General features: G+C 61.5%; 16 protein-coding genes. 7 read left to right on the forward strand and 9 right to left on the reverse strand.

Annotated elements, in window-relative coordinates; all coding sequences use genetic code 11:
* Positions 1–117: 117 nt before the first annotated feature.
* Genes emhC through emhA form a run of 3 tightly spaced genes read right to left on the reverse strand, consistent with a single transcriptional unit; the run spans position 118 to position 5,900 of the window.
* Positions 118–1,578, reverse strand: a complete 1,461-nt coding sequence (gene emhC / locus BXA01_RS22485) for an efflux RND transporter outer membrane subunit EmhC (RefSeq protein ID WP_076566310.1) — start codon at positions 1,576–1,578, stop codon at positions 118–120.
* Positions 1,575–4,739 carry an efflux RND transporter permease subunit EmhB gene (emhB, locus tag BXA01_RS22490; RefSeq protein ID WP_076566312.1) on the reverse strand — a complete coding sequence of 1,055 codons (3,165 nt, stop codon included), beginning with the start codon at positions 4,737–4,739 and terminating at the stop codon, positions 1,575–1,577. Before emhB ends, emhC begins: the two co-directional genes overlap by 4 nt.
* 3 nt (positions 4,740–4,742) lie before the next feature.
* Positions 4,743–5,900, reverse strand: coding sequence for an efflux RND transporter periplasmic adaptor subunit EmhA (emhA, locus tag BXA01_RS22495; protein WP_039762673.1), 1,158 nt, complete (start codon positions 5,898–5,900; stop codon positions 4,743–4,745).
* Between the two features lie 266 nt (positions 5,901–6,166).
* Here emhA and emhR point away from each other — a divergent pair, with 266 nt between their 5' ends.
* A complete protein-coding gene (gene emhR / locus BXA01_RS22500; RefSeq protein WP_016771330.1) occupies positions 6,167–6,799 on the forward strand; it encodes an efflux system transcriptional repressor EmhR in 633 nt (210 codons plus the stop codon).
* 211 nt (positions 6,800–7,010) lie between these two features.
* Here the strand turns inward: emhR and BXA01_RS22505 are convergent, their stop codons facing one another.
* The 3 genes from BXA01_RS22505 to BXA01_RS22515 are packed head-to-tail and all read right to left on the reverse strand — an operon-like array spanning position 7,011 to position 9,595.
* The gene (locus BXA01_RS22505) at positions 7,011–8,060 is read right to left on the reverse strand and encodes an alkene reductase (RefSeq protein WP_016771329.1); all 1,050 of its coding nucleotides are present in this window, start codon (positions 8,058–8,060) and stop codon (positions 7,011–7,013) included.
* A gap of 31 nt (positions 8,061–8,091) precedes the next feature.
* Complete coding sequence (locus BXA01_RS22510; protein ID WP_056783415.1) at positions 8,092–9,258, reverse strand: MFS transporter; 1,167 nt, start codon at positions 9,256–9,258, stop codon at positions 8,092–8,094.
* Positions 9,259–9,292: 34 nt separating this feature from the next.
* Positions 9,293–9,595, reverse strand: coding sequence for an ArsR/SmtB family transcription factor (locus BXA01_RS22515; RefSeq protein WP_016771327.1), 303 nt, complete (start codon positions 9,593–9,595; stop codon positions 9,293–9,295).
* 168 nt (positions 9,596–9,763) lie between these two features.
* Here BXA01_RS22515 and BXA01_RS22520 point away from each other — a divergent pair, with 168 nt between their 5' ends.
* Positions 9,764–10,342 (forward strand): acyl carrier protein phosphodiesterase, encoded by a 579-nt coding sequence (locus tag BXA01_RS22520; protein ID WP_076566314.1) that lies wholly within the window; start codon positions 9,764–9,766, stop codon positions 10,340–10,342.
* A gap of 125 nt (positions 10,343–10,467) precedes the next feature.
* Here the strand turns inward: BXA01_RS22520 and BXA01_RS22525 are convergent, their stop codons facing one another.
* Both BXA01_RS22525 and olsB read right to left on the reverse strand, forming a co-directional pair.
* A complete protein-coding gene (locus tag BXA01_RS22525; protein WP_076566316.1) occupies positions 10,468–11,259 on the reverse strand; it encodes a lysophospholipid acyltransferase family protein in 792 nt (263 codons plus the stop codon).
* The gene (gene olsB, locus BXA01_RS22530) at positions 11,259–12,014 is read right to left on the reverse strand and encodes an L-ornithine N(alpha)-acyltransferase (protein WP_016771324.1); all 756 of its coding nucleotides are present in this window, start codon (positions 12,012–12,014) and stop codon (positions 11,259–11,261) included. The genes BXA01_RS22525 and olsB overlap by 1 nt, the downstream gene beginning before the upstream one ends.
* A gap of 153 nt (positions 12,015–12,167) precedes the next feature.
* On the opposite strand from olsB, the gene BXA01_RS22535 reads away from it, so the two are divergent.
* The 5 genes from BXA01_RS22535 (at position 12,168) to BXA01_RS22555 (ending at position 16,570) form a co-directional block, all read left to right on the forward strand.
* Positions 12,168–13,046 (forward strand): acyl-CoA dehydrogenase family protein, encoded by an 879-nt coding sequence (locus BXA01_RS22535; protein WP_076566318.1) that lies wholly within the window; start codon positions 12,168–12,170, stop codon positions 13,044–13,046.
* 181 nt (positions 13,047–13,227) lie between these two features.
* Positions 13,228–14,307 (forward strand): serine hydrolase domain-containing protein, encoded by a 1,080-nt coding sequence (locus BXA01_RS22540; protein ID WP_076566320.1) that lies wholly within the window; start codon positions 13,228–13,230, stop codon positions 14,305–14,307.
* Positions 14,304–14,600, forward strand: a complete 297-nt coding sequence (locus BXA01_RS22545; RefSeq protein WP_076566322.1) for an amidase — start codon at positions 14,304–14,306, stop codon at positions 14,598–14,600. The genes BXA01_RS22540 and BXA01_RS22545 overlap by 4 nt, the downstream gene beginning before the upstream one ends.
* Before the next feature lie 220 nt (positions 14,601–14,820).
* Entirely contained in the window at positions 14,821–15,411 is a 591-nt protein-coding gene (locus BXA01_RS22550; RefSeq protein ID WP_076566324.1) for a YceI family protein, read from the forward strand.
* Position 15,412: 1 nt separating this feature from the next.
* The gene (locus BXA01_RS22555) at positions 15,413–16,570 is read left to right on the forward strand and encodes a phospholipase D-like domain-containing protein (protein WP_076566326.1); all 1,158 of its coding nucleotides are present in this window, start codon (positions 15,413–15,415) and stop codon (positions 16,568–16,570) included.
* Positions 16,571–16,702: 132 nt separating this feature from the next.
* Here BXA01_RS22555 and bglX read toward each other — a convergent pair whose 3' ends face one another.
* Positions 16,703–18,994 carry a beta-glucosidase BglX gene (gene bglX / locus BXA01_RS22560; protein WP_076566328.1) on the reverse strand — a complete coding sequence of 764 codons (2,292 nt, stop codon included), beginning with the start codon at positions 18,992–18,994 and terminating at the stop codon, positions 16,703–16,705.
* Between the last annotated feature and the right edge of the window lie 168 nt (positions 18,995–19,162).

Here is a 19,162-nt window from a genome sequence, read left to right on the forward strand (position 1 = left end):
CACAGAACATTGTGGGAGCTGGCTTGCCAGCGATGAGGCCTGACAAGACAACGCAGTTTTATGGCAGGCAACAAAAAGCCCACCAGTCGGTGGGCTTCTCGTTTCACTCGATGATGATCAGAACAGCTTCATCTTCGGCGCTTCTTCTTTCAGCGCTTCGTTCTGCGCGGTCTGCGCATTCCAGCCACCGCCCAGTGCCTTGTACAGGTTGACCGCACTGGTCAGCTGCGCGAGGCGGTCGGTGATCAACGATTGTTGCGCGCTGAACAACTGACGCTGGGCATCGAGGAAGGTCAGGTTGCTGTCGACGCCGATGCGGTAGCGACGTTCGGCCAGGCGGTAGTAATCCTGGTTGGCCTGAACGAAGTCACGCTGCGCTTGCAGCTGCTCGGTGTAGGTCTGGCGGGCGGCGAGGCCGTCGGCGACTTCCTGGAAGGCGGTCTGGATGGACTTCTCGTAGTTCGCCACGCCAATGTCCTTCTGGATCTTGGCGTAGTCGAGGCTGGCGCGCAGGCTGCCGGCGTTGAAGATCGGCAGGTTGATCTGCGGCTGGAACAGCCACGTCCCCGAACCACCCTTGAACAGACCGGACAGATCCGGGCTCAGGCTGCCCGCGTTGGCGGTCAGACTGATGCTCGGGAAGAACGCTGCACGCGCCGCGCCGATGTTGGCGTTGGCCGCCTTCAGGTTGTACTCGGCCTGGAGGATGTCCGGACGACGTTGCAGCAGGTCCGAAGGCAGACCGGCCGGTACGTCGCTGAGCAGATCATCAGACAGCGGTTTGGCGGCTTGCAGATTGGCCGGAATACCGGTGCCGAGCAGCAGGGTCAGGCTGTTTTCGTCCTGCGCGACCTGGCGGGTATAACGCGCCAGTTGCGCCCGGGCGTTTTCCACGGAAGTGCGCGACTGCGCCAGATCCAGCGCCGAAGCCACACCGACTTCGTTGCTGCGGCTGGTCAGCTTGTAGCTTTCTTCGAAGGCACCGAGGGTGTCCTGCGTCAGCTTGAGCAGTTCTTTGTCCGCCTGCCAGGTCAGGTAGGCATTGGCGACGTTGGCGACCAGACTGATCTGGGTGCTACGGCGCGCTTCTTCTGTGGCGAAGTACTGTTGCAACGCTTGCTCGCTCAGGCTGCGCACCCGACCGAACAGGTCGAGTTCGTAGGCGCTGACGCCGACGGTAGCCGAGTAGGAGCTGCTGATCATCGACTCGCCGGTCTGCGAGGCACGGGCCGGCAGACGCTGGCGGCTGCCGGCGGCATTGGCCGACACTGCCGGGAACAGGTCGGCGCGCTGGATGCGGTACTGCGCCGCGTAAGCGTCGATGTTCAGCGCCGCGACACGCAGGTCGCGGTTGTTTTCCAGGGCGACCTGGATCAGCTGTTGCAGTGCAGGGTCATGGAAAAACTGCTTCCAGCCCTGTTCGGCAGCGGCTTGCGCCGGAGCCTGGGCCGGCGAATATGCCGGCCCCTGCGGGTACTGGCCTGCGACCGGAGCCTCAGGCTGCTGATAGTCAGGTATCAGCGAGCAACCGCTCAGCACGAAGGCGGCGACTGCGATGGAGAGTAGCGACTTGCTCATTGGCCAGCCTCTTTAGGAGTTTCAGTAGTCTCATCCACGTCGGTCTTTTTGCGCTGACCGATGGACGACACAGTAACGAAGAACAGTGGGACCCAGAAGATCGCCAGGATCGTGGCCGTGAGCATACCGCCAATCACGCCGGTACCGATCGCGTGCTGACTGCCTGAACCGGCGCCGGTGGAAATCGCCAGCGGCACAACACCGAGAACGAAGGCCAGCGAGGTCATGATGATCGGGCGCAGACGCATGCGGCAGGCTTCGATTGCCGCTTCACGCAGGCTGCGTCCCTGTTCATGCAGTTCCTTGGCGAATTCGACGATCAGAATGGCGTTTTTAGCCGCCAGACCGATGGTCGTCAACAACCCCACCTGGAAGTACACGTCGTTGGACAGACCGCGCAGGCTGGTGGCCATCAGTGCGCCGATGATCCCCAGCGGTACCACGAGCATGACCGCGATCGGAATCGACCAGCTTTCATACAGCGCCGCCAGACACAGGAACACCATCAGCAGCGACAGGGCGTACAGCGCTGGCGCTTGCGAGCCGGACAGACGCTCCTCGTATGACAGACCGGTCCAGGAGATACCGACACCGGCCGGCAGCTTCTTGGCAATCGCTTCGACTTCAGCCATCGCTTCACCGGTGGAGTAGCCCGGCGCCGGAGCCCCGAGGACTTCGACCGCTTCCACACCGTTGTAGCGCGCCAGTTTCGGCGAACCGTAGACCCACTCGCCCTTGGCGAACGCCGAGAACGGAACCATGGTGCCTTCGGCGTTGCGCACGTACCACTTCTTCAGGTCTTCGGGGCTCATGCGCGAGTCCGGCTGGCCCTGCACGTAGACTTTCTTCACCCGACCACGGTCGATGAAGTCGTTGACGTAGCTACTGCCCAGCGCGATCGACAGGGTGTTGTTGATGTCGCTGATGGTGATGCCGAGGGCACTGGCCTTCTCGTCATCGATCTCCAGCTGGAACTGCGGCTCATCGTTCAGGCCGTTCGGACGCACCTGGGTCAGCACCTTGCTTTGCGCCGCCATGCCGAGGAACTGGTTGCGCGCTTCCATCAGTTTTTCGTGACCAATACCGGCGCGGTCTTGCAGGAATACGTCGAAACCGGTGGCGTTACCCAATTCCAGAACCGCTGGCGGGGCGAAGGCAAACACCATCGCGTCGCGGAAGCTGAAGAAGTGTTGCTGGGCACGCGCAGCGAGGTTGAACACGCTGTTGTCGGCGTTACGTTCGCCCCACGGCTTGAGCATGATGAACGCCATACCCGAGCTCTGGCCACGGCCGGCGAAGTTGAAGCCGGTCACGGTAAACACCGAAGCAACCGCGTCCGCTTCACCGCCGTCCTTGTTCGGACGCAGCAGATACTCACGCATTTCATCCACCACCACCTGCGTGCGCTGGGCACTGGAACCGGCCGGGGTCTGCACCTGGGCGAAAAGAACGCCCTGGTCTTCTTCCGGGAGGAACGCGGTCGGGATGCGGGTGAACAGCCAGATCATGCCCACGACGATCAGCAGATACGCCAGCAGATACGGCGCCTTGCGGGTCAGCATGTTGCCGACGCCACGCTCGTAGCTGCGTACGCCACGGTCGAAGTTACGGTTGAACCAGCCGAAGAAACCTTTCTTCGGGGTACCGTGCTCGCCTTTCGGAATCGGCTTGAGCATGGTTGCGCACAGCGCCGGGGTGAAGATCAGGGCAACCAGTACCGACAGGGCCATCGCCGACACGATGGTGATCGAGAACTGCTTGTAGATCACACCGGTGGAGCCGCTGAAGAATGCCATCGGCAGCAGTACCGCCGAGAGCACGAGGGCGATACCGACCAGTGCGCCCTGGATCTGGCCCATGGACTTCTTCGTCGCTTCCTTCGGTGACAAGCCTTCTTCGCTCATCACCCGCTCGACGTTTTCCACCACGACGATGGCGTCGTCCACCAGCAGACCGATGGCCAGCACCATGCCGAACATGGTCAGGGTGTTGATGCTGAAACCGGCGGCGGCGAGGATGCCGAACGTACCGAGCAGTACCACTGGCACGGTCATCGTGGTGATGACGGTGGCGCGGAAGTTCTGCAGGAACAGGAACATCACCAGGAACACCAGCGCGATCGCTTCGACCAGGGTGTGCACCACGCCTTTGATCGACTCGGTCACCACCGGGGTGGTGTCATACGGGAACACCACTTCCATGCCTTGCGGGAAGAACGGCTTGAGGCTGTCGATGGTGTTGCGCAGCGCTTTGGCGGTATCGAGGGCGTTGGCGCCGTTGGCCAGTTTCACCGCCAGACCGGAAGCCGGGCTGCCGTTGAACTGGGCACTGATCGCGTAGTTCTCACCGCCGAGGCCGACTTCAGCCACGTCTTTGAGGCGAACCTGCGAACCGTCCTTGTTGACCTTGAGCAGGATTTCCTTGAACTGCTCAGCAGTCTGCAGACGGGTCTTGCCGATGATCGTCGCGTTCAGTTGCTGGCCCTGCACGGCAGGCAAGCCACCGAGCTGACCGGACGACACCTGGACGTTCTGCGCGGCAATCGCATTCTTCACGTCGACCGGGGTCAGGTTGAAGTTGTTCAACTTGGCCGGGTCGAGCCAGATACGCATCGCGTACTGCGCACCGAAGACCTGGAAGTCACCGACACCGGCGGTCCGCGAGATCGGGTCCTGCATGTTCGACACGATGTAGTTGGACAGGTCGTCCTTGGTCATGCTGCCGTCACGCGACACCACGCCGATCACCAGCAGGAAGTTCTTCACTGCCTTGGTCACGCGGATACCCTGTTGCTGCACTTCCTGCGGCAGCAGCGGGGTGGCCAGGTTCAGCTTGTTCTGGACCTGGACCTGCGCGGTGTCGGAGTTGGTGCCTTGCTCGAAGGTCGCGGTGATGGTCATGCTGCCGTCGGAGTTACTTTCCGACGACACATAACGCAGGTTGTCGATACCGTTGAGCTGTTGCTCGATGACCTGCACCACGGTGTCCTGCACGGTTTGTGCGGACGCACCCGGGTAGGTCACCTGGATCGCAATGGCCGGTGGCGCGATGCTCGGGTATTGGTTGATCGGCAATTTCAGGATCGAAAGTGCCCCGACCAGCATGATCACCAGGGCGATTACCCAGGCGAAAATCGGACGGTCGATGAAGAATTTTGACATGGGTTACTCCCCTTTGCCGCCGGCGGCTTTGTCAGCTGCCTGTGCGGGGGCCGGGTTCTTGGTGCCGACGTTAGTCGCCTCGGTCGCTTTGACCTCGACGCCCGGTTTGACGTACTGCAGCCCTTCGGTGATCAGACGATCGCCGGCTTTCAGGCCGTCTTCGATCAACCACTGGCTGCCGACGGTGCGGCTGGCCTTGAGCTGACGCAGTTCGACCTTGTTGTCGGCGCCGACGACCAGTGCGGTCGGGGTGCCTTTGAGGTCGCGGGTCACGCCTTGTTGGGGCGCGAGGATCGCTGCGCTGTTAACGCCGGCTTGCAGCTGGGCGTGAACGAACATGCCTGGCAGCAGGGTGTGATCGGGGTTGGGGAACACCGCGCGCAGGGTCACCGAGCCGGTGGTCTGGTCAACCGAGACTTCGGAGAATTCCAGCTTGCCGTCGAGCTTGTACTGGCTGCCGTCTTCCAGGGTCAGCTTGACCGCAGCGGCGTTGTCGCCAGCCTTCTGCAAACGGCCGCTTTCCAGTTCGCGGCGCAGTTCCAGCAGTTCCACCGACGACTGGGTGACGTCGACGTAGATCGGATCGAGCTGCTGAATCACTGCCATTGCATCGGCCTGGCCATTGCTGACCAGTGCGCCTTCGGTCACCGAAGAACGGCCGATACGGCCGGAGATCGGCGCATAGACCTTGGTGTAACGCACGTTGATCTGCGCAGTCTGAAGCGACGCTTCCGATTGCAGGCGGTTGGCCAATGCGGTGTCGTATTCCTGACGGCTTACGGCTTGCTCATCGACCAGTTGCTTGTAGCGGTCGGAGATCGACTTGGTCGAACGCAGGTTGGCTTCGGCACTTTTCAGCGTAGCTTCATAGACCGACGGATCGATCTGATAAAGCTGCTGACCGGCTTTGACGTCGGCGCCTTCCTTGAACAGGCGCTTGAGAATGATGCCGTTGACCTGCGGGCGAACTTCCGCGATGCGGAACGCACTGGTGCGGCCCGGAAGTTCCGAGGTCAGGGTAAAGGCTTGTGGTTGCAGGGTGACGACGCCGACCTGAGGGGGCGGAGCGGCAGGGGCCGCTTCTTCCTTTTTACATCCGCTGAGCAGCGATGCCAGGGCGACGGCAGTGACCAGAGCGGTAACAGCTGGCTTGAATTGCATGAAGATCCTCGGGTCAGGCGCGCAAGAAGCGCACAAGAAGTGTGAAAGAGTAAAAATCGGGCACCGGGTGGATAAGTAGCTTGCTAAGTAATATACTTACGTTCATGGTTGTTTGTAAACACCTGCGCCGCGTACCCACCCTGATACAAAAGTCGTCGCAAGGTTTGAAATTGTAGGCCGGGGAGTCGATTCACGAGAGATCGCCCCCTCTTTATTCAGCGGATATTCAGCCATCCCTGAAACATCCTGTTTGAGGTTTTACTGCCATGGTCCGTCGTACCAAAGAGGAAGCTCAGGAAACCCGCAGCCAGATCCTGGAAGCGGCCGAGAAAGCCTTCTATGAAAGGGGGGTTGCCCGCACCACCCTGGCGGACATCGCGACCCTCGCCGGCGTGACGCGTGGCGCCATCTACTGGCATTTCAGCAACAAGGCCGACCTGGTCCAGGCCATGCTTGACAGCCTGCACGAACCGCTGGATGAACTGGCCAAGGCCAGCGAAAGCGAAGACGAACCGGACCCGCTGGGCTGCATGCGGCAGTTGCTGATTCATTTGTTTCATCAAGTTGCACTGGACCCGAAAACCCGGCGCATCAACGAAATTCTGTTTCATAAGTGCGAGTTCACCGATGAAATGTGCGATCTGCGCCAGCAGCGCCGGACGGCCAGTCTCGATTGCAATCTGCGCATCGGCCTGACCCTGCGTAATGCGGTGAATCGCGGCCAGTTGCCGGAAGATCTCGACACTGCCCGCGCGGCGATCAGCATTCATGCCTACATCGACGGCCTGCTGTACGGCTGGCTGCTGGCCCCGGACAGCTTCGAACTGCACGCCGAGGCTGAACGCTGGGTCGACACCGGGCTGGACATGCTGCGCCTGAGCCCGAGCCTGCGCAAATGAAACAAAATGCGCAATGGCCCTGCAGGATGTCAATCAGCCGCCATGGCTGATGATCGCGGCGGGGAGTTTAATCGTAGCGAGTCGCAGATTTTGTAGGGAAATTGTGTCGCTGTTGTTAAACGGTGTTTGCTTGCGCTCGTCCTGCGCCAATAGCAAAAAGCCCCTGACTCTCACAAGTCAGGGGCTTTTTCATTTCTGCGCTACAGCGTGATTACAAGGTCGGATAGTCGATGTAGCCGACCGGACCCTTACCGTAGAACGTCTCCGGATGTGGCTCGTTCAGCGGCGCATCAGCCTGCAAACGTGCCGGCAGATCCGGGTTGGCAATGAACGGCACGCCGAACGCTACGGCGTCTGCCTTACCGCTGGCCAGCCATTCGTTGGCGCTTTCCTTGGTGAATTTCTCGTTGGCGATGTACGGGCCACCGAAGGCTTCTTTCAGTTGCGGGCCGAGGCTGTCGGCGCCTTCTTTTTCGCGCGAGCAGATGAACGCGATGCCACGCTTGCCCAGTTCACGGGCGACGTAGGTGAAGGTCTCGGCAAGGTTGTCATCGCCCATGTCATGGGAATCGGCACGCGGTGCCAGGTGCACACCAACGCGACCAGCGCCCCAGACTTCGATCGCGGCGTCGGTCACTTCCAGGAGCAGGCGCGCACGGTTTTCCAGCGAGCCGCCGTACTGGTCGGTGCGCTGGTTGGTGCTGCTTTGCAGGAACTGGTCGAGCAGGTAGCCGTTGGCGCCGTGGATTTCCACGCCGTCGAAACCGGCGGCCTTGGCGTTCTCGGCACCAGTGCGGTAGGCGTCGACGATGTCGGCGATTTCAGCGGTTTCCAGAGCGCGCGGGGTTGGGTAGTCGGCCAGCGGGCGAACCAGGCTGACGTGACCCTTTGGCTGGATGGCGCTTGGCGCGACCGGTGCTTCACCGTTCAGGTACGAAGGGTGGGAAATGCGGCCAACGTGCCACAGTTGCAGGAAGATCTTGCCGCCGGCGCCGTGAATCGCCTTGGTCACGTTGGCCCAGCCACGCACTTGATCGTTGGACCAGATGCCCGGGGTGTCCGGATAGCCGACGCCCATCGGCGTTACCGAAGTGGCTTCGCTGAGGATCAGGCCGGCCGAGGCGCGTTGTACGTAGTATTCGGCCATCAGCGCGTTCGGCACACGACCTTCGTCGGCGCGGCAGCGGGTCAGCGGGGCCATGATGATGCGGTTGTTCAGCTCGATGTCGCCGAGTTTGATCGGGTCAAAAATAGTCGCCATGTCTAAAAGCCTCTTTTAATAAGGAAGTTGATCAGTTGGAAGCAGGCGCCAGCTCGGCATTGCCGTTCTGGCGGAAGGTAATCAGGGTCACCAGCAGAGCAAGTACGGCCAGCGCGGCGGCGGCCAGTGGCACGCTGGTCAGGCCGTAGCCGTGGGCGATGACGCTGCCGCCGACCCAGGCGCCGAGGGCGTTGCCGACGTTGAAGGCGCCGATGTTCAGGGTCGAAACCAGGTTCGGCGCAGCCTTGCCGAAGGTCACCACGTTGACCTGCAGCGCCGGCACAGCGGCGAAACACGCGGTGGCCCAGAGGAACAGGGTGATTTCAGTCGGGATCAGCGCAACGCTGGTCCAGCTCAGCACCGTGGACACCACGGCCATGGCGATGAACACGCCGATCAGCGTGGCGGCCATGCCTTTGTCGGCGAGTTTGCCGCCGATGATGTTGCCGACGGTCAGGCCCAGACCGATGAGCATCAGCGTCCAGGTCACGCCACGCGGCGACACACCGGTGACTTCACCGAGCAGTGGGGCGACGTAGGTGAACAGGGTGAAGACCGAGGCGGCGAACAGCGCGGTCATGCTCAGCGACAGCCAGATGCCGGCGCCTTTGAGGGCGGCCAGTTCGGCGCGCATGTCGAGTTTTTCTTCGTCACGCTTGGCCGGCAGGAAGCGGATCAGGCCGATCAGCGCGATCACACCAATGACGGTCACCGCCCAGAAGGTCGAACGCCAGCCGGCTTCCTGACCCAATGCGGTGCCCAGTGGTACGCCGAGCACGTTGGCCAGGGTCAGGCCGGTGAACATCAAGGCTACTGCCGAGGCACGTTTGTTGGGCGCGACCAGATTGGCCGCCACCACCGAGCCGATGCCGAAGAACGCACCGTGGCAAAGCGCGGTGACTACCCGGGCAAACATCAGCACGTTGTAGTCGCTGGCGATGGCGCAGAGCAGGTTGCCGACAATGAAGATGCCCATCAACGCCACCAGCGCTGCCTTGCGCGGCAGCCTGGCGGTGGCCAGCGCCATGAACGGTGCACCGATGGCCACGCCCAGGGCGTAACCGGTGACCAGCCAGCCGGCGCCGGGAATCGACACACCGAGGTCCGCCGCCACGTCGGGCAGCAGGCCCATGATGACGAACTCGGTGGTGCCGATGGCGAAGGCGCTCAGGGCGAGGATGAGAAGCGAAAGGGGCATGCAGGTTTCCTTGTCGGCTGGCTGACGTTAAGGGTCAGAGCTCTTTACTGAGGGTGCTGAGAAACGCCTGGATGACGTCCTCGTTACGTTTGAAAAAATGCCACTGCCCGGCCTTCTGGCTGCTGATCAGCCCGGCCCGTTGCAACGTTGCCAGGTGTGCCGACACGGTCGATTGCGACAGGCCGCAACGCTGATCGATCTGCCCGGCGCAAATACCGTATTCGTGGTTGTGCAACTGCTCGGGGAATTCGCCTTTCGGGTCTTTCAGCCAGTTGAGGATGTCTCGCCGTACTGGGTGCGCCAGGGCTTTTATTATTTCGTCGAGGTCGAGGTTCATGGCTTGGGCTCGTGGTGGCAGTAGCGATATATCGCGATGGAGCGAACTTTAAATCGTTGGATCGCGATATACCAATATGAATTCGGTCTGACGAACGCATAAATCGCTATATCGGGTTATAACGATACGAGGGTGCTGGAGCAGCGAGCGCAGTGCTAAGCTGCGCCCATGAACTATCTCGCGCATTTGCATCTCGGCGGCCAGCGCCCCGGTCAGTTACTTGGCAGCCTGTATGGCGACTTCGTCAAAGGTCGGCTGCAAGGCCAGTTCGACCCGGAAGTGGAGGCGGCGATTGCGCTGCATCGGCGCATCGACGTGTTCACCGATCGGCATCCACTGGTCGACATCGCTCTGGGCCGCTTCAACGAAACGCGGCGGCGTTATGCCGGAATCGTCCTCGATGTGTTTTTCGACCATTGCCTGGCGCGGGACTGGACGCTGTATGCCGACCGACCGCTGGAGCAGTTCACCGCAGACGTCTATCACGTGCTGTCCCGCGAACGGCAATTGCCGGAACGGCTGGCGAAGATCGCCCCGCACATGGTCGCCAACGACTGGCTGGGCTCGTATCGCGAATTTGAGGTGCTGGAGCAAGTGTTGCGCGGGATCTCGCGACGGTTGAGCAGACCTGAGGAATTGGCGGGGGCAATGGCGGAGTTGCGGCGGTTGTATGAGCCGCTGAGTGAAGACTTCAGCCTGTTCTATCCGCAATTGCAGGATTTTGCAGTGCAATCACATATAACCTGAATCCCTGTGGGAGCTGGCTTGCCAGCGATAGCGTCGGCACATTCAACTTTGATGTTGATTGATCAACCGCTTTCGCGGGCAAGCCCGCTCCCACAGGGGACCAAGGTGATTTGGGGATTTGTGTTTCAGGCAGCGATTGCCGGGCGCATTGGCGATTGTCGGGTTTCCGGAATCGATCCAAACAACACCTTCTGCACCGCCTGCTGCGCTTCGAACGCCAGCGCCGCACGCTCGCGGCCCTGACACTCTATTGGCTTGAGCAGATGCACCTCGACATCGCCGCAGTCGTGGCTGAACAGGCGCATCAAGTGCGAGAGCAAATCATCGTCGCCAATGAACGGCGCCAGCGTATCGATTTCGCCGTCACGCAGATAACGAATAGCCACCGGTTGCAGCATCACCTCGGAATCGATCGCCGCCGACAGCAGGCGACCATGAAAGGTGCGCAGCGAACGGCCATCGGTGGTGGTGCCTTCGGGGAACATCAGCAGTGCATGTTCGGTTTGCAGATGGCGGGTCATTTGCCTGCGGATCAACTGGCTGTCGCCCGACCCACGGCGGATGAACAGGCTGCCGGCCTTGGCCGCGAGCCAGCCGGCCACCGGCCAGGTGCGCACTTCGGCCTTGGACAGAAACGACAGCGGCGTGAGCATGCCCAGCAGCGGAATGTCGGTCCACGACACGTGATTGCTGACCCACAGCATTGGCTGTTTTGGCAGCTCACCATGCACGCTCACGCGAAAGGGCAGGGCATTGCTCAAACGCGCCATGAAAAAACGCGACCAGCGCTGGCGCCGCTCCATCGAGTGGGCCAGACCGATGCGTTCGAACACGCCGAAGACGCTGGCCATGGTTAGCCCCAGCGTCACCACCAGCAGCACTCGCGCGATTCGCGCGTACACCCGCAACCGGCTCATTACACGGCCGCCTTGAAGTGCTTGGCGTAGCGCGGGCAAAGTTCGTCGCGCTTGAGCAGGATGAACACGTCGGCCACCTGGAAGTCTTCGTCCCAGCACGGCTCGCCGCAGATCTTCGCCCCGAGGCGCATGTAGGCCTTGAGCAGCGGCGGCATTTCGGCGATGACGTTGGACGGAATATCCAGCGTCGGCAGCGGATTTTTCGGCTCGGCGCGCAAGTGTTCGGTGCACAGATAACGCTCGCGCAGACGTTGCATGATCGCGTGGGCCTGAATGCCGCCGTCCTGCATCGGAATGCTCGCGCAACCCATCAGGTAGCTGTAGCCGCCCTGATTGAGCACTTCGGCCAATTCGCCCCAGAGCACGGCGATGGTGCCGCCGTTGCGGTACGCCGGATCGACGCAGGTGCGGCCGATTTCCAGGATCGGGCCTTGCAGATGCGCCAGGCCATGCAGGCTGAATTCCTCTTCACTGTAGAACTTGCCGAGGCTGCTGGCGGCGGTGTGATCGAGCAGACGCGTGGTCGCCACCAGGCGCCCGGTGTTCAGATCACGCACGCCGATGTGGCTGCAGTGAACATCATAATCATCCATGTCCAGACCCAGTTCCGCGCCTTTCAGTTTGGCGTTGAATTCGCCACTGAAGACGGCGAAGCGCAGGGCCTGGGCTTGCTGCAAGGCTTCGGCGCCGATCAGGCGTTCGGCTTGCAGGCGGCGTTCATTGCCGGTGTCGCTGATGCGGGCGATTTGCGTCATGTGAATCTCCGTACGGGCCTTTAACCCGTCGTGGGTTGCAGCCGATCGACTTTCTTTATGCAGCCGTGTTGTGCAAAGTCAGGCTATGTAGCCCCGGTGTCATCGCCATGAACGTTCGGTGATGCTTATATGACAGCCCACAAGGAGGCGCCCATGCCCTGGACAGATCTGTTGCACCGCCGTGAACGCTTGCCCGCCGCTGCTGATCTGGCCGAGGGCTTTGCAACGTTGTTGCAGGCGCTGGGCAACGTCACGCCGTTCGAATTGGCGGTGGCCGGAGGGCGGCGAATGGCGACGCCGGGGCTGGCGTTTCTGGTCGGTTATCAGGCAGCGCTGCGCATGTTGTGGCCGAGCGCGCCGCTGAGCCTTGGCGCCTTGTGCGCGACCGAACAACGCAGCCTGCGTCCGGCCGATATGCAAACGCGGCTGAAAGATTTGCGCCTGAGCGGGCACAAGGATTTCGTCACCGCCGGCGACGCCGCCGACTGGTTATTGGTGGCTGCGCGCAGTGAGGAGCCGGGCGAAACACCGCGCCTGAGTCTGGCGGTGGTGTATCCCGGCGAGCCCGGCGTGAAGGTGGAAAAACTGCCTGCGTTGCCGTTGATGCCGGACATCAGCCACGGCCGCCTGCATCTGGACGGCGCCCTGTGCGAACTGCTGGCCGGCGACGGCTGGGACGCCTACGTCAAACCGTTTCGCAGTCTTGAAGATGTCTACGTGCTCAGCGCCATCACCGCGTGGTTGTACGGCGTCGGCCAAGACAGCGACTGGCCGCAGGCCCTGCAATTGCGTTTGCTGGCGCTGCTGGCCGGGTGCGCCGAGGCCAGCCGGCAAGCGCCGAACAATCCGCCCGGGCATGTAGTGCTGGGCGGATTGTTTGCGCAGTTTGAATCACTCAAGACCGAGGTAGATCAGGCGTTGGTGCAGGGTGATCCTGCGTGGGCGGCGATGTGGCAGCGTGATCAAGGCGTGATGCAATTGGCTGCAGGGGCCCGGGCCAAGCGCTTGGCCAAGGCTCTTGCGTTGGCCTGACTGGCCTCATCGCGGGCAAGCCCGCTCCCACAGGTTTCAAAGGTGTTCATGAAATGTGTGTTCACTTGGGACCCCTGTGGGAGCTGGCTTGCCAGCGATGGCAATTTCATGGACGACCAACATCTAAAATTTGTCATAAACCCCGACTAGTCTCGACAGGTTCATTCCCAGAGCGCCCACCATGTTCAAAGGCCTGTCCCTGTTCCTGCTGCTGATCAGTCTCACCGTCCGCGCCGAACAATGGCCCGGCGAGCAATGGCCCATCGCCCCGCAGATCACCGGCCCGGCCGTCGAGGCGCTGGAAAACTACGCCTTCTCGCCCCGCAACGACGCCACCCGCGAAGGCATCCGCACCGACGCCTTGCTGATCATCCGCGACGGCCAGATCATTTACGAACGCTACGCCGCTCCGACCACTGCACAAACACCGCATCTGACCTGGTCGATCAGCAAAAGCCTGCTGGCCGCTGTCCTCGGCGTGGCCTATGGCGAAGGCCGGTTCAAGCTCGACGATCCAGCGCTGAAGTTCTACCCAGCGCTGGAAAAACACCCGGCGATCACCCTCGGCCATCTGCTGAACTGGGCCTCCGGTCTGGATTGGCAGGAAGACTACGAATACGCGCCGCTGAAATCTTCGGTGGTGGCGATGCTCTACACCCGCGGCCATCGCGACATGGCCGCGTTCACGGCGGGCCACGACGCCTACGCCGCACCGGGTCAGGCTTTCCGTTATTCCAGCGGTGACAGCAATCTGCTCGCCGCCGCCCTGAAAACCATGGTCGGTCCAGAGCGTTATGCCGATTATCCGTGGACAGCATTGTTCGAGCCGTTGGGCATTCGCCACGCCGTGTGGGAAAGCGATGCCGGCGGTACCTTTGTCGCCTCGTCCTACGCCTATCTCACCGCGCGGGATCTGGCGCGGGTCGGTCTATTGATGGCGCGGGGCGGGCGCTGGAACGATCGGCAGTTGCTGCCCGAGGATTGGCTCGCGTTCAACCTCACACCGTTTGCCGGCTACAAGGCGCATCAGGACGAAGCCGTACCCGGCGGCCACTGGTGGCTCAATCGTCGTGTCGACGGCGCCAAATCACCATGGCCCGACGCCCCACCCGACACCTTCGCCGCCCTCGGCCACTGGGGCCAGGCGCTGTATGTGATGCCCAGCCAGAAGCTGGTGATCGTGCGTTACGGCGATGACCGCGATGGCAGCTACCAGCACAACGAATTGCTCAAACGCGTGTTGCAGGCGGTGCGGCCATGAGGAGGTTTCTATTGTTGCTGTTGGTCGTGCTGCTCGGTTGGGGTTGGTATGAACGGGAAAATTTCTGGGCTTTCCCGGACATCATCAGCGCCTACACCGCCAAGGAATATTGCTCGTGTCGTTATGTGATGAACAACGATGCTGGGTATTGCCGTGGCTATGTGAAGCAATGGCTGCCAACCAGCCGTTTTACCGATGACGCTTCGAGCAAAACCATCACCGTCAGCGGCATGGGCCGCAGCAACAGCGCGCAGTGGCTGAGCGAACGCCAGGGCTGCCGCCTGAATCCCTGACTACACTCGATTCCGTTGTGAATGGAGATCATGTGGGAGCTGGCTTGCCAGCGATTGCAGTGGGTCAGCCAGCGAAAATCTTGCCTGTGACGACGCTATCGCTGGCAAGCCAGCTCCCACATGGGTCTCATCAGTGCATGCATCTGTGGTGATCTTCAGTTTGCAATAACTTGGCGGGCGGTTAAGGTTCGTGCAGGTTTATCGCCCCCACGAGTGTTCAATGTTCAACCGCTCCCTCTATACAACCTTCGCCAGTCTGCTGTTGACCGCCGCTGCACTGCCGGCCCAGGCCAATTGGTACCTGGACGGCGAGTCGTCGCGGCTGTCGTTCGTCAGCACCAAAAATGCCAGCGTGTCGGAAGTGCAGCGTTTTCTGGTGCTGCACGGCAAGGTCGACCCCAACGGTCGAGCCGAGGTCGAAGTCGAGCTCGAATCGATCAACAGCGGCATTCCGCTGCGCGATGAGCGCATGCGCAAGGAGCTGTTCCAGATCGAGCAGTTTCCCGCAGCCACCATCACTACCCAGATCGACCTGCGCCCGATCAACGATCTGGCCTCCGGCGCGCAGCTGGAGTTGCGCCTGCCGCTGACCGTCAGCCTGCACGGCAAGCAGCACGAATACCCGGCCGAGTTGCTCGCCACGCGTCTGGATGATCGTCGTTTTCAGGTGGTCACGCTGGAGCCGCTGGTGATCAACGCTGAGGATTTCGATCTGGCGCCGGGTCTGGAAAGCCTGCGCAAACTCGCCGATCTGTCGGCCATCAGTCTGTCGGTGCCGGTGGGTGCGGTGCTGATTTTCACGGCGCGCTGACATGCGCGGTGCGGTGTTCCCCTGGCGTGACGGCAACCGTTTCGAACTGTTGATCGACGGCCCGCAGTTCTTTCCGCGCATGCTCGAGCATATCGCTGGAGCTACAGAGCAGATCGAACTGGAGCTGTATCTGGTCGAGGCCGGCGCCTGCGCCGAAGCCATCGTCCAGGCGCTGGTCGCGGCGGCCGAGCGCGGCGTGCGCGTGCGTTGCTTGTTCGATGATTACGGCAGCCTCGCGTTCACGCTGCATCTGCGTCAGCGCCTGACCCAGGCCGGGGTCGAACTGCGTTTTTACAATCGCCTGAGCTGGCGGCGCTGGGTCGGCAACTTCTATCGCGACCACCGTAAATTGCTGCTGGTCGACCAATGCCTGGCAGTGGTCGGCGGCACCGGCGTGACCGATGAATTCTGGACGCCGGGCCATGATGTCAGCGAGTGGCACGAGGTGATGGTCGAGATCAGCGGCTCATTGGTGATCGATTGGCAATTGCTGTTTGATCGCCAGTGGATCGCCAACCGCTACCGCCGCGCCTGGCGCCCGGCCGCGCATTTCGGCTTGCCGCGCCTGCCGCGTGTGCCGGACAAGGGCGAAGGCATGGGCCGCGTGGCGTATGCCGATGCCCGTCAACATCGCGACATTTTGCAGTCGTTGTTCCGTGCGTTGAACAGCGGGCAAAAACGCATCTGGATGGCCACGCCGTACTTCCTGCCGACTTGGAAAATCCGCCGCTCCCTGCGCAAGGCTGCCGCGCGCGGCGTCGATGTGCGCTTGCTGCTGACCGGGCCGCGCACCGATCACCCTTCAGTGCGCTACGCCGGGCACCGCTATTACCCGCGCCTGCTCAAGGCCGGCGTGCAGATCTTCGAATACCAGCCGTGCTTCCTGCACCTGAAAATGGTTCTCGTCGACGAATGGGTAAGCATCGGTTCGTGCAACTTCGATCACTGGAATCTGCGTTTCAATCTGGAGGCGAATCTGGAAGCGCTGGACCCGGCGTTGACGGCAGCAGTGGAGGCGAGCTTTGTGAAGGACTTCGGCTTGAGTCAGCTGGTGAGCCTGGAGGAATGGCAGCGCCGACCGTTGTGGCGGCGGGTCAAGCAGCGGGTGTGGGGCTGGGTGGATCGGTTGGTGGTGAATATTCTCGACCGTCGCGGATAGCGGGGACACCCAAAACCACTGTGGGAGCTGGCTTGCCAGCGATGAGGCCATCACATTCAACATACCAGTTGACTGTCAGGCCGCCATCGCTGGCAAGCCAGCTCCCACAGGTTTATGTGTTACCTGAAAAAATTACAGCAATTCAAAGCTCTGCTGCGTCACCGCCTGCGAATCCAGGCCGATCTGCACGTTGAACTTGCCAGGCTCGGCTGCGTATTTGAGCTGGGCGTTGTAGAATTTCAGGTCTTCCTCGGTGATGGTGAAGTGCACGACCTTCTGTTCGCCGGCCTTAAGCATGATCTTCTGGAAGTTCTTCAGTTCTTTCACCGGGCGGATCATCGAACCGGTGACGTCCTGGATGTACAACTGCACCACGGTTTCGCCGTCACGCTTGCCGGTGTTCTTGACCATGACGCTGGCGTCGAGCTTGCCGCTGGCGTTCAGGGTGGTCGATGACAGCGCCATATCGCTCAGGGCGAAGGTGGTGTAGCTCAAGCCATAACCGAACGGAAACAGCGGGCCGGTGGTGTCATCGAAATACTGCGAGGTGTAGTTGCCCGGTTTGCCCGGCGTGAACGGCCGGCCGATGCTCAGGTGGTTGTAGTAGGTCGGGATCTGGCCCACGGAACGCGGGAAGGTCACCGGCAGTTTGCCCGACGGGTTGTAGTCGCCGAACAGCACGTCGGCGATGGCGTTGCCGCCCTCGGTGCCGCTGAACCAGGTTTCCAGAATCGCATCGGCCGACTGGTTTTCTTCGAGAATCGTCAGCGGGCGGCCGTTCATCAACACCAGCACCAACGGCTTGCCGGTGGCTTTCAGCGCACGGATCAATTCGCGCTGGGTTTCCGGGATGTTCAGGTCAGTGCGGCTTGAGGATTCGTGGGACATGCCACGGGACTCGCCGACAGCGGCGACGATCACGTCAGCATCCTTCGCCGCTTTCACCGCTTCGTCGATCAGCACGTTGGCCGGGCGCGGGTCATCGACCACTTCCGGGGCATCGAAGTTGAGGAAGTTCAGGTAATCGAGGACCTTCTTGTCGCCCGTGATGTTGGCGCCACGGGCGTAGATCAGGTTGGCTTTGTCGCCGATCACTGAACTCATGCCATCGAACAAAGTAACCGATTGCGCCGGGCGCCCGGCGGCGGCCCAGCTGCCCATCATGTCGATCGGGGCTTTTGCCAATGGACCGACCAGCGCGATTTTCGCGTCTTTCTTCAGCGGCAGGGTTTCGTTCTGGTTCTTCAGCAGCACCAGACTGCGCCGCGCGACTTCGCGGGCCTCGGCGCGGTGCAGGCGACTCTCGGCGTAGGTATCGGCCGGGTCATCCTCGGCCTTGCCGATGCGCAGGTACGGGTCCTTGAACAGGCCCATGTCGTACTTGGCCGCGAGCACTTCGCGCACGGCGTTATCGATGTCTTTCTGTTCGATCTCGCCGGACTTGAGCAGCCCCGGCAGTTCTTTGCCGTAGAGGGTGTCGTTCATGCTCATGTCGATGCCGGCCTTGATCGCCAGCTTCGCCGCTTCGCGACCGTCGCGAGCGACGCCGTGCTTGATCAGTTCGAAGATCGCGCCATGATCGCTGACCGCCAGGCCTTTGAAGCCCCAGTCCTCGCGCAGCAGGTCGTTCATCAGCCAGGTGTTGGCCGTGGCCGGAATGCCGTTGATCGAGTTCAACGCCACCATCACACCACCGGCTCCGGCATCGATCGCGGCGCGGTACGGCGGCAGGTAATCCTGGTACATCTTCACCGGGCTCATGTCGACGGTGTTGTAGTCGCGGCCGCCCTCGACCGCGCCGTACAGGGCGAAGTGCTTGACGCTGGCCATGATGCTGTCGGCGGCGCTTGGGGTCTCGCCCTGATAGGCCTTGACCATGACTTTGGCGATGCGCGAGGTCAGGTAGGTGTCTTCGCCGAAACCTTCGGAGCTGCGGCCCCAGCGTGGATCGCGGGAGATATCCACCATCGGCGCGAAGGTGATGTCGAGGCTGTCGGCGGCGGCTTCTTTAGCCGCAACGCGACCGGACTGGCCGATGGCGTCCATGTCCCAGCTCGACGCGAGGGCCAGCGGAATCGGGAAAATCGTACGGTGACCGTGGATCACGTCGTACGCGAAAAACATCGGAATCTTCAGGCGACTGCGCATGGCCGCGTCCTGCATCGGACGGTTTTCCGCGCGGGTGATCGAGTTGAACGTGCCGCCGATGTTGCCGCCGGCAATTTCCTTGCGGATCAGCTCGCGGGGCATTTCCGGGCCGATGCTGATCAGGCGCAACTGGCCGATCTTCTCGTCGAGGGTCATTTGTTTCATCAGGTTGCTGATGAAAGCGTCCTTGTTTTCCAAAGGTACCGGGGTCGTGGCGGCCAGTACCTGATGACTGGCCAGGCTGACGAACAGACCCAGCAAACACAGCTTCTTCATGAATTTTTTCTCTAGAGCCCAAACGGTGATGCAACACCGGCCAGCCAAAATGTAGGGAGCGACTATTGTTGTTCGGGTGCCGGCGCAAAATCCTGAGCCGGAAAACCGCAGCCGACAGCGGCAACGTGAACGCGAAGGGCACTTTTTAGCCGATTAACCCGTCGCATG

Source organism: Pseudomonas sp. B10 (assembly GCF_900156235.1).
GTDB classification, from domain to species: domain Bacteria; phylum Pseudomonadota; class Gammaproteobacteria; order Pseudomonadales; family Pseudomonadaceae; genus Aquipseudomonas; species Aquipseudomonas siliginis.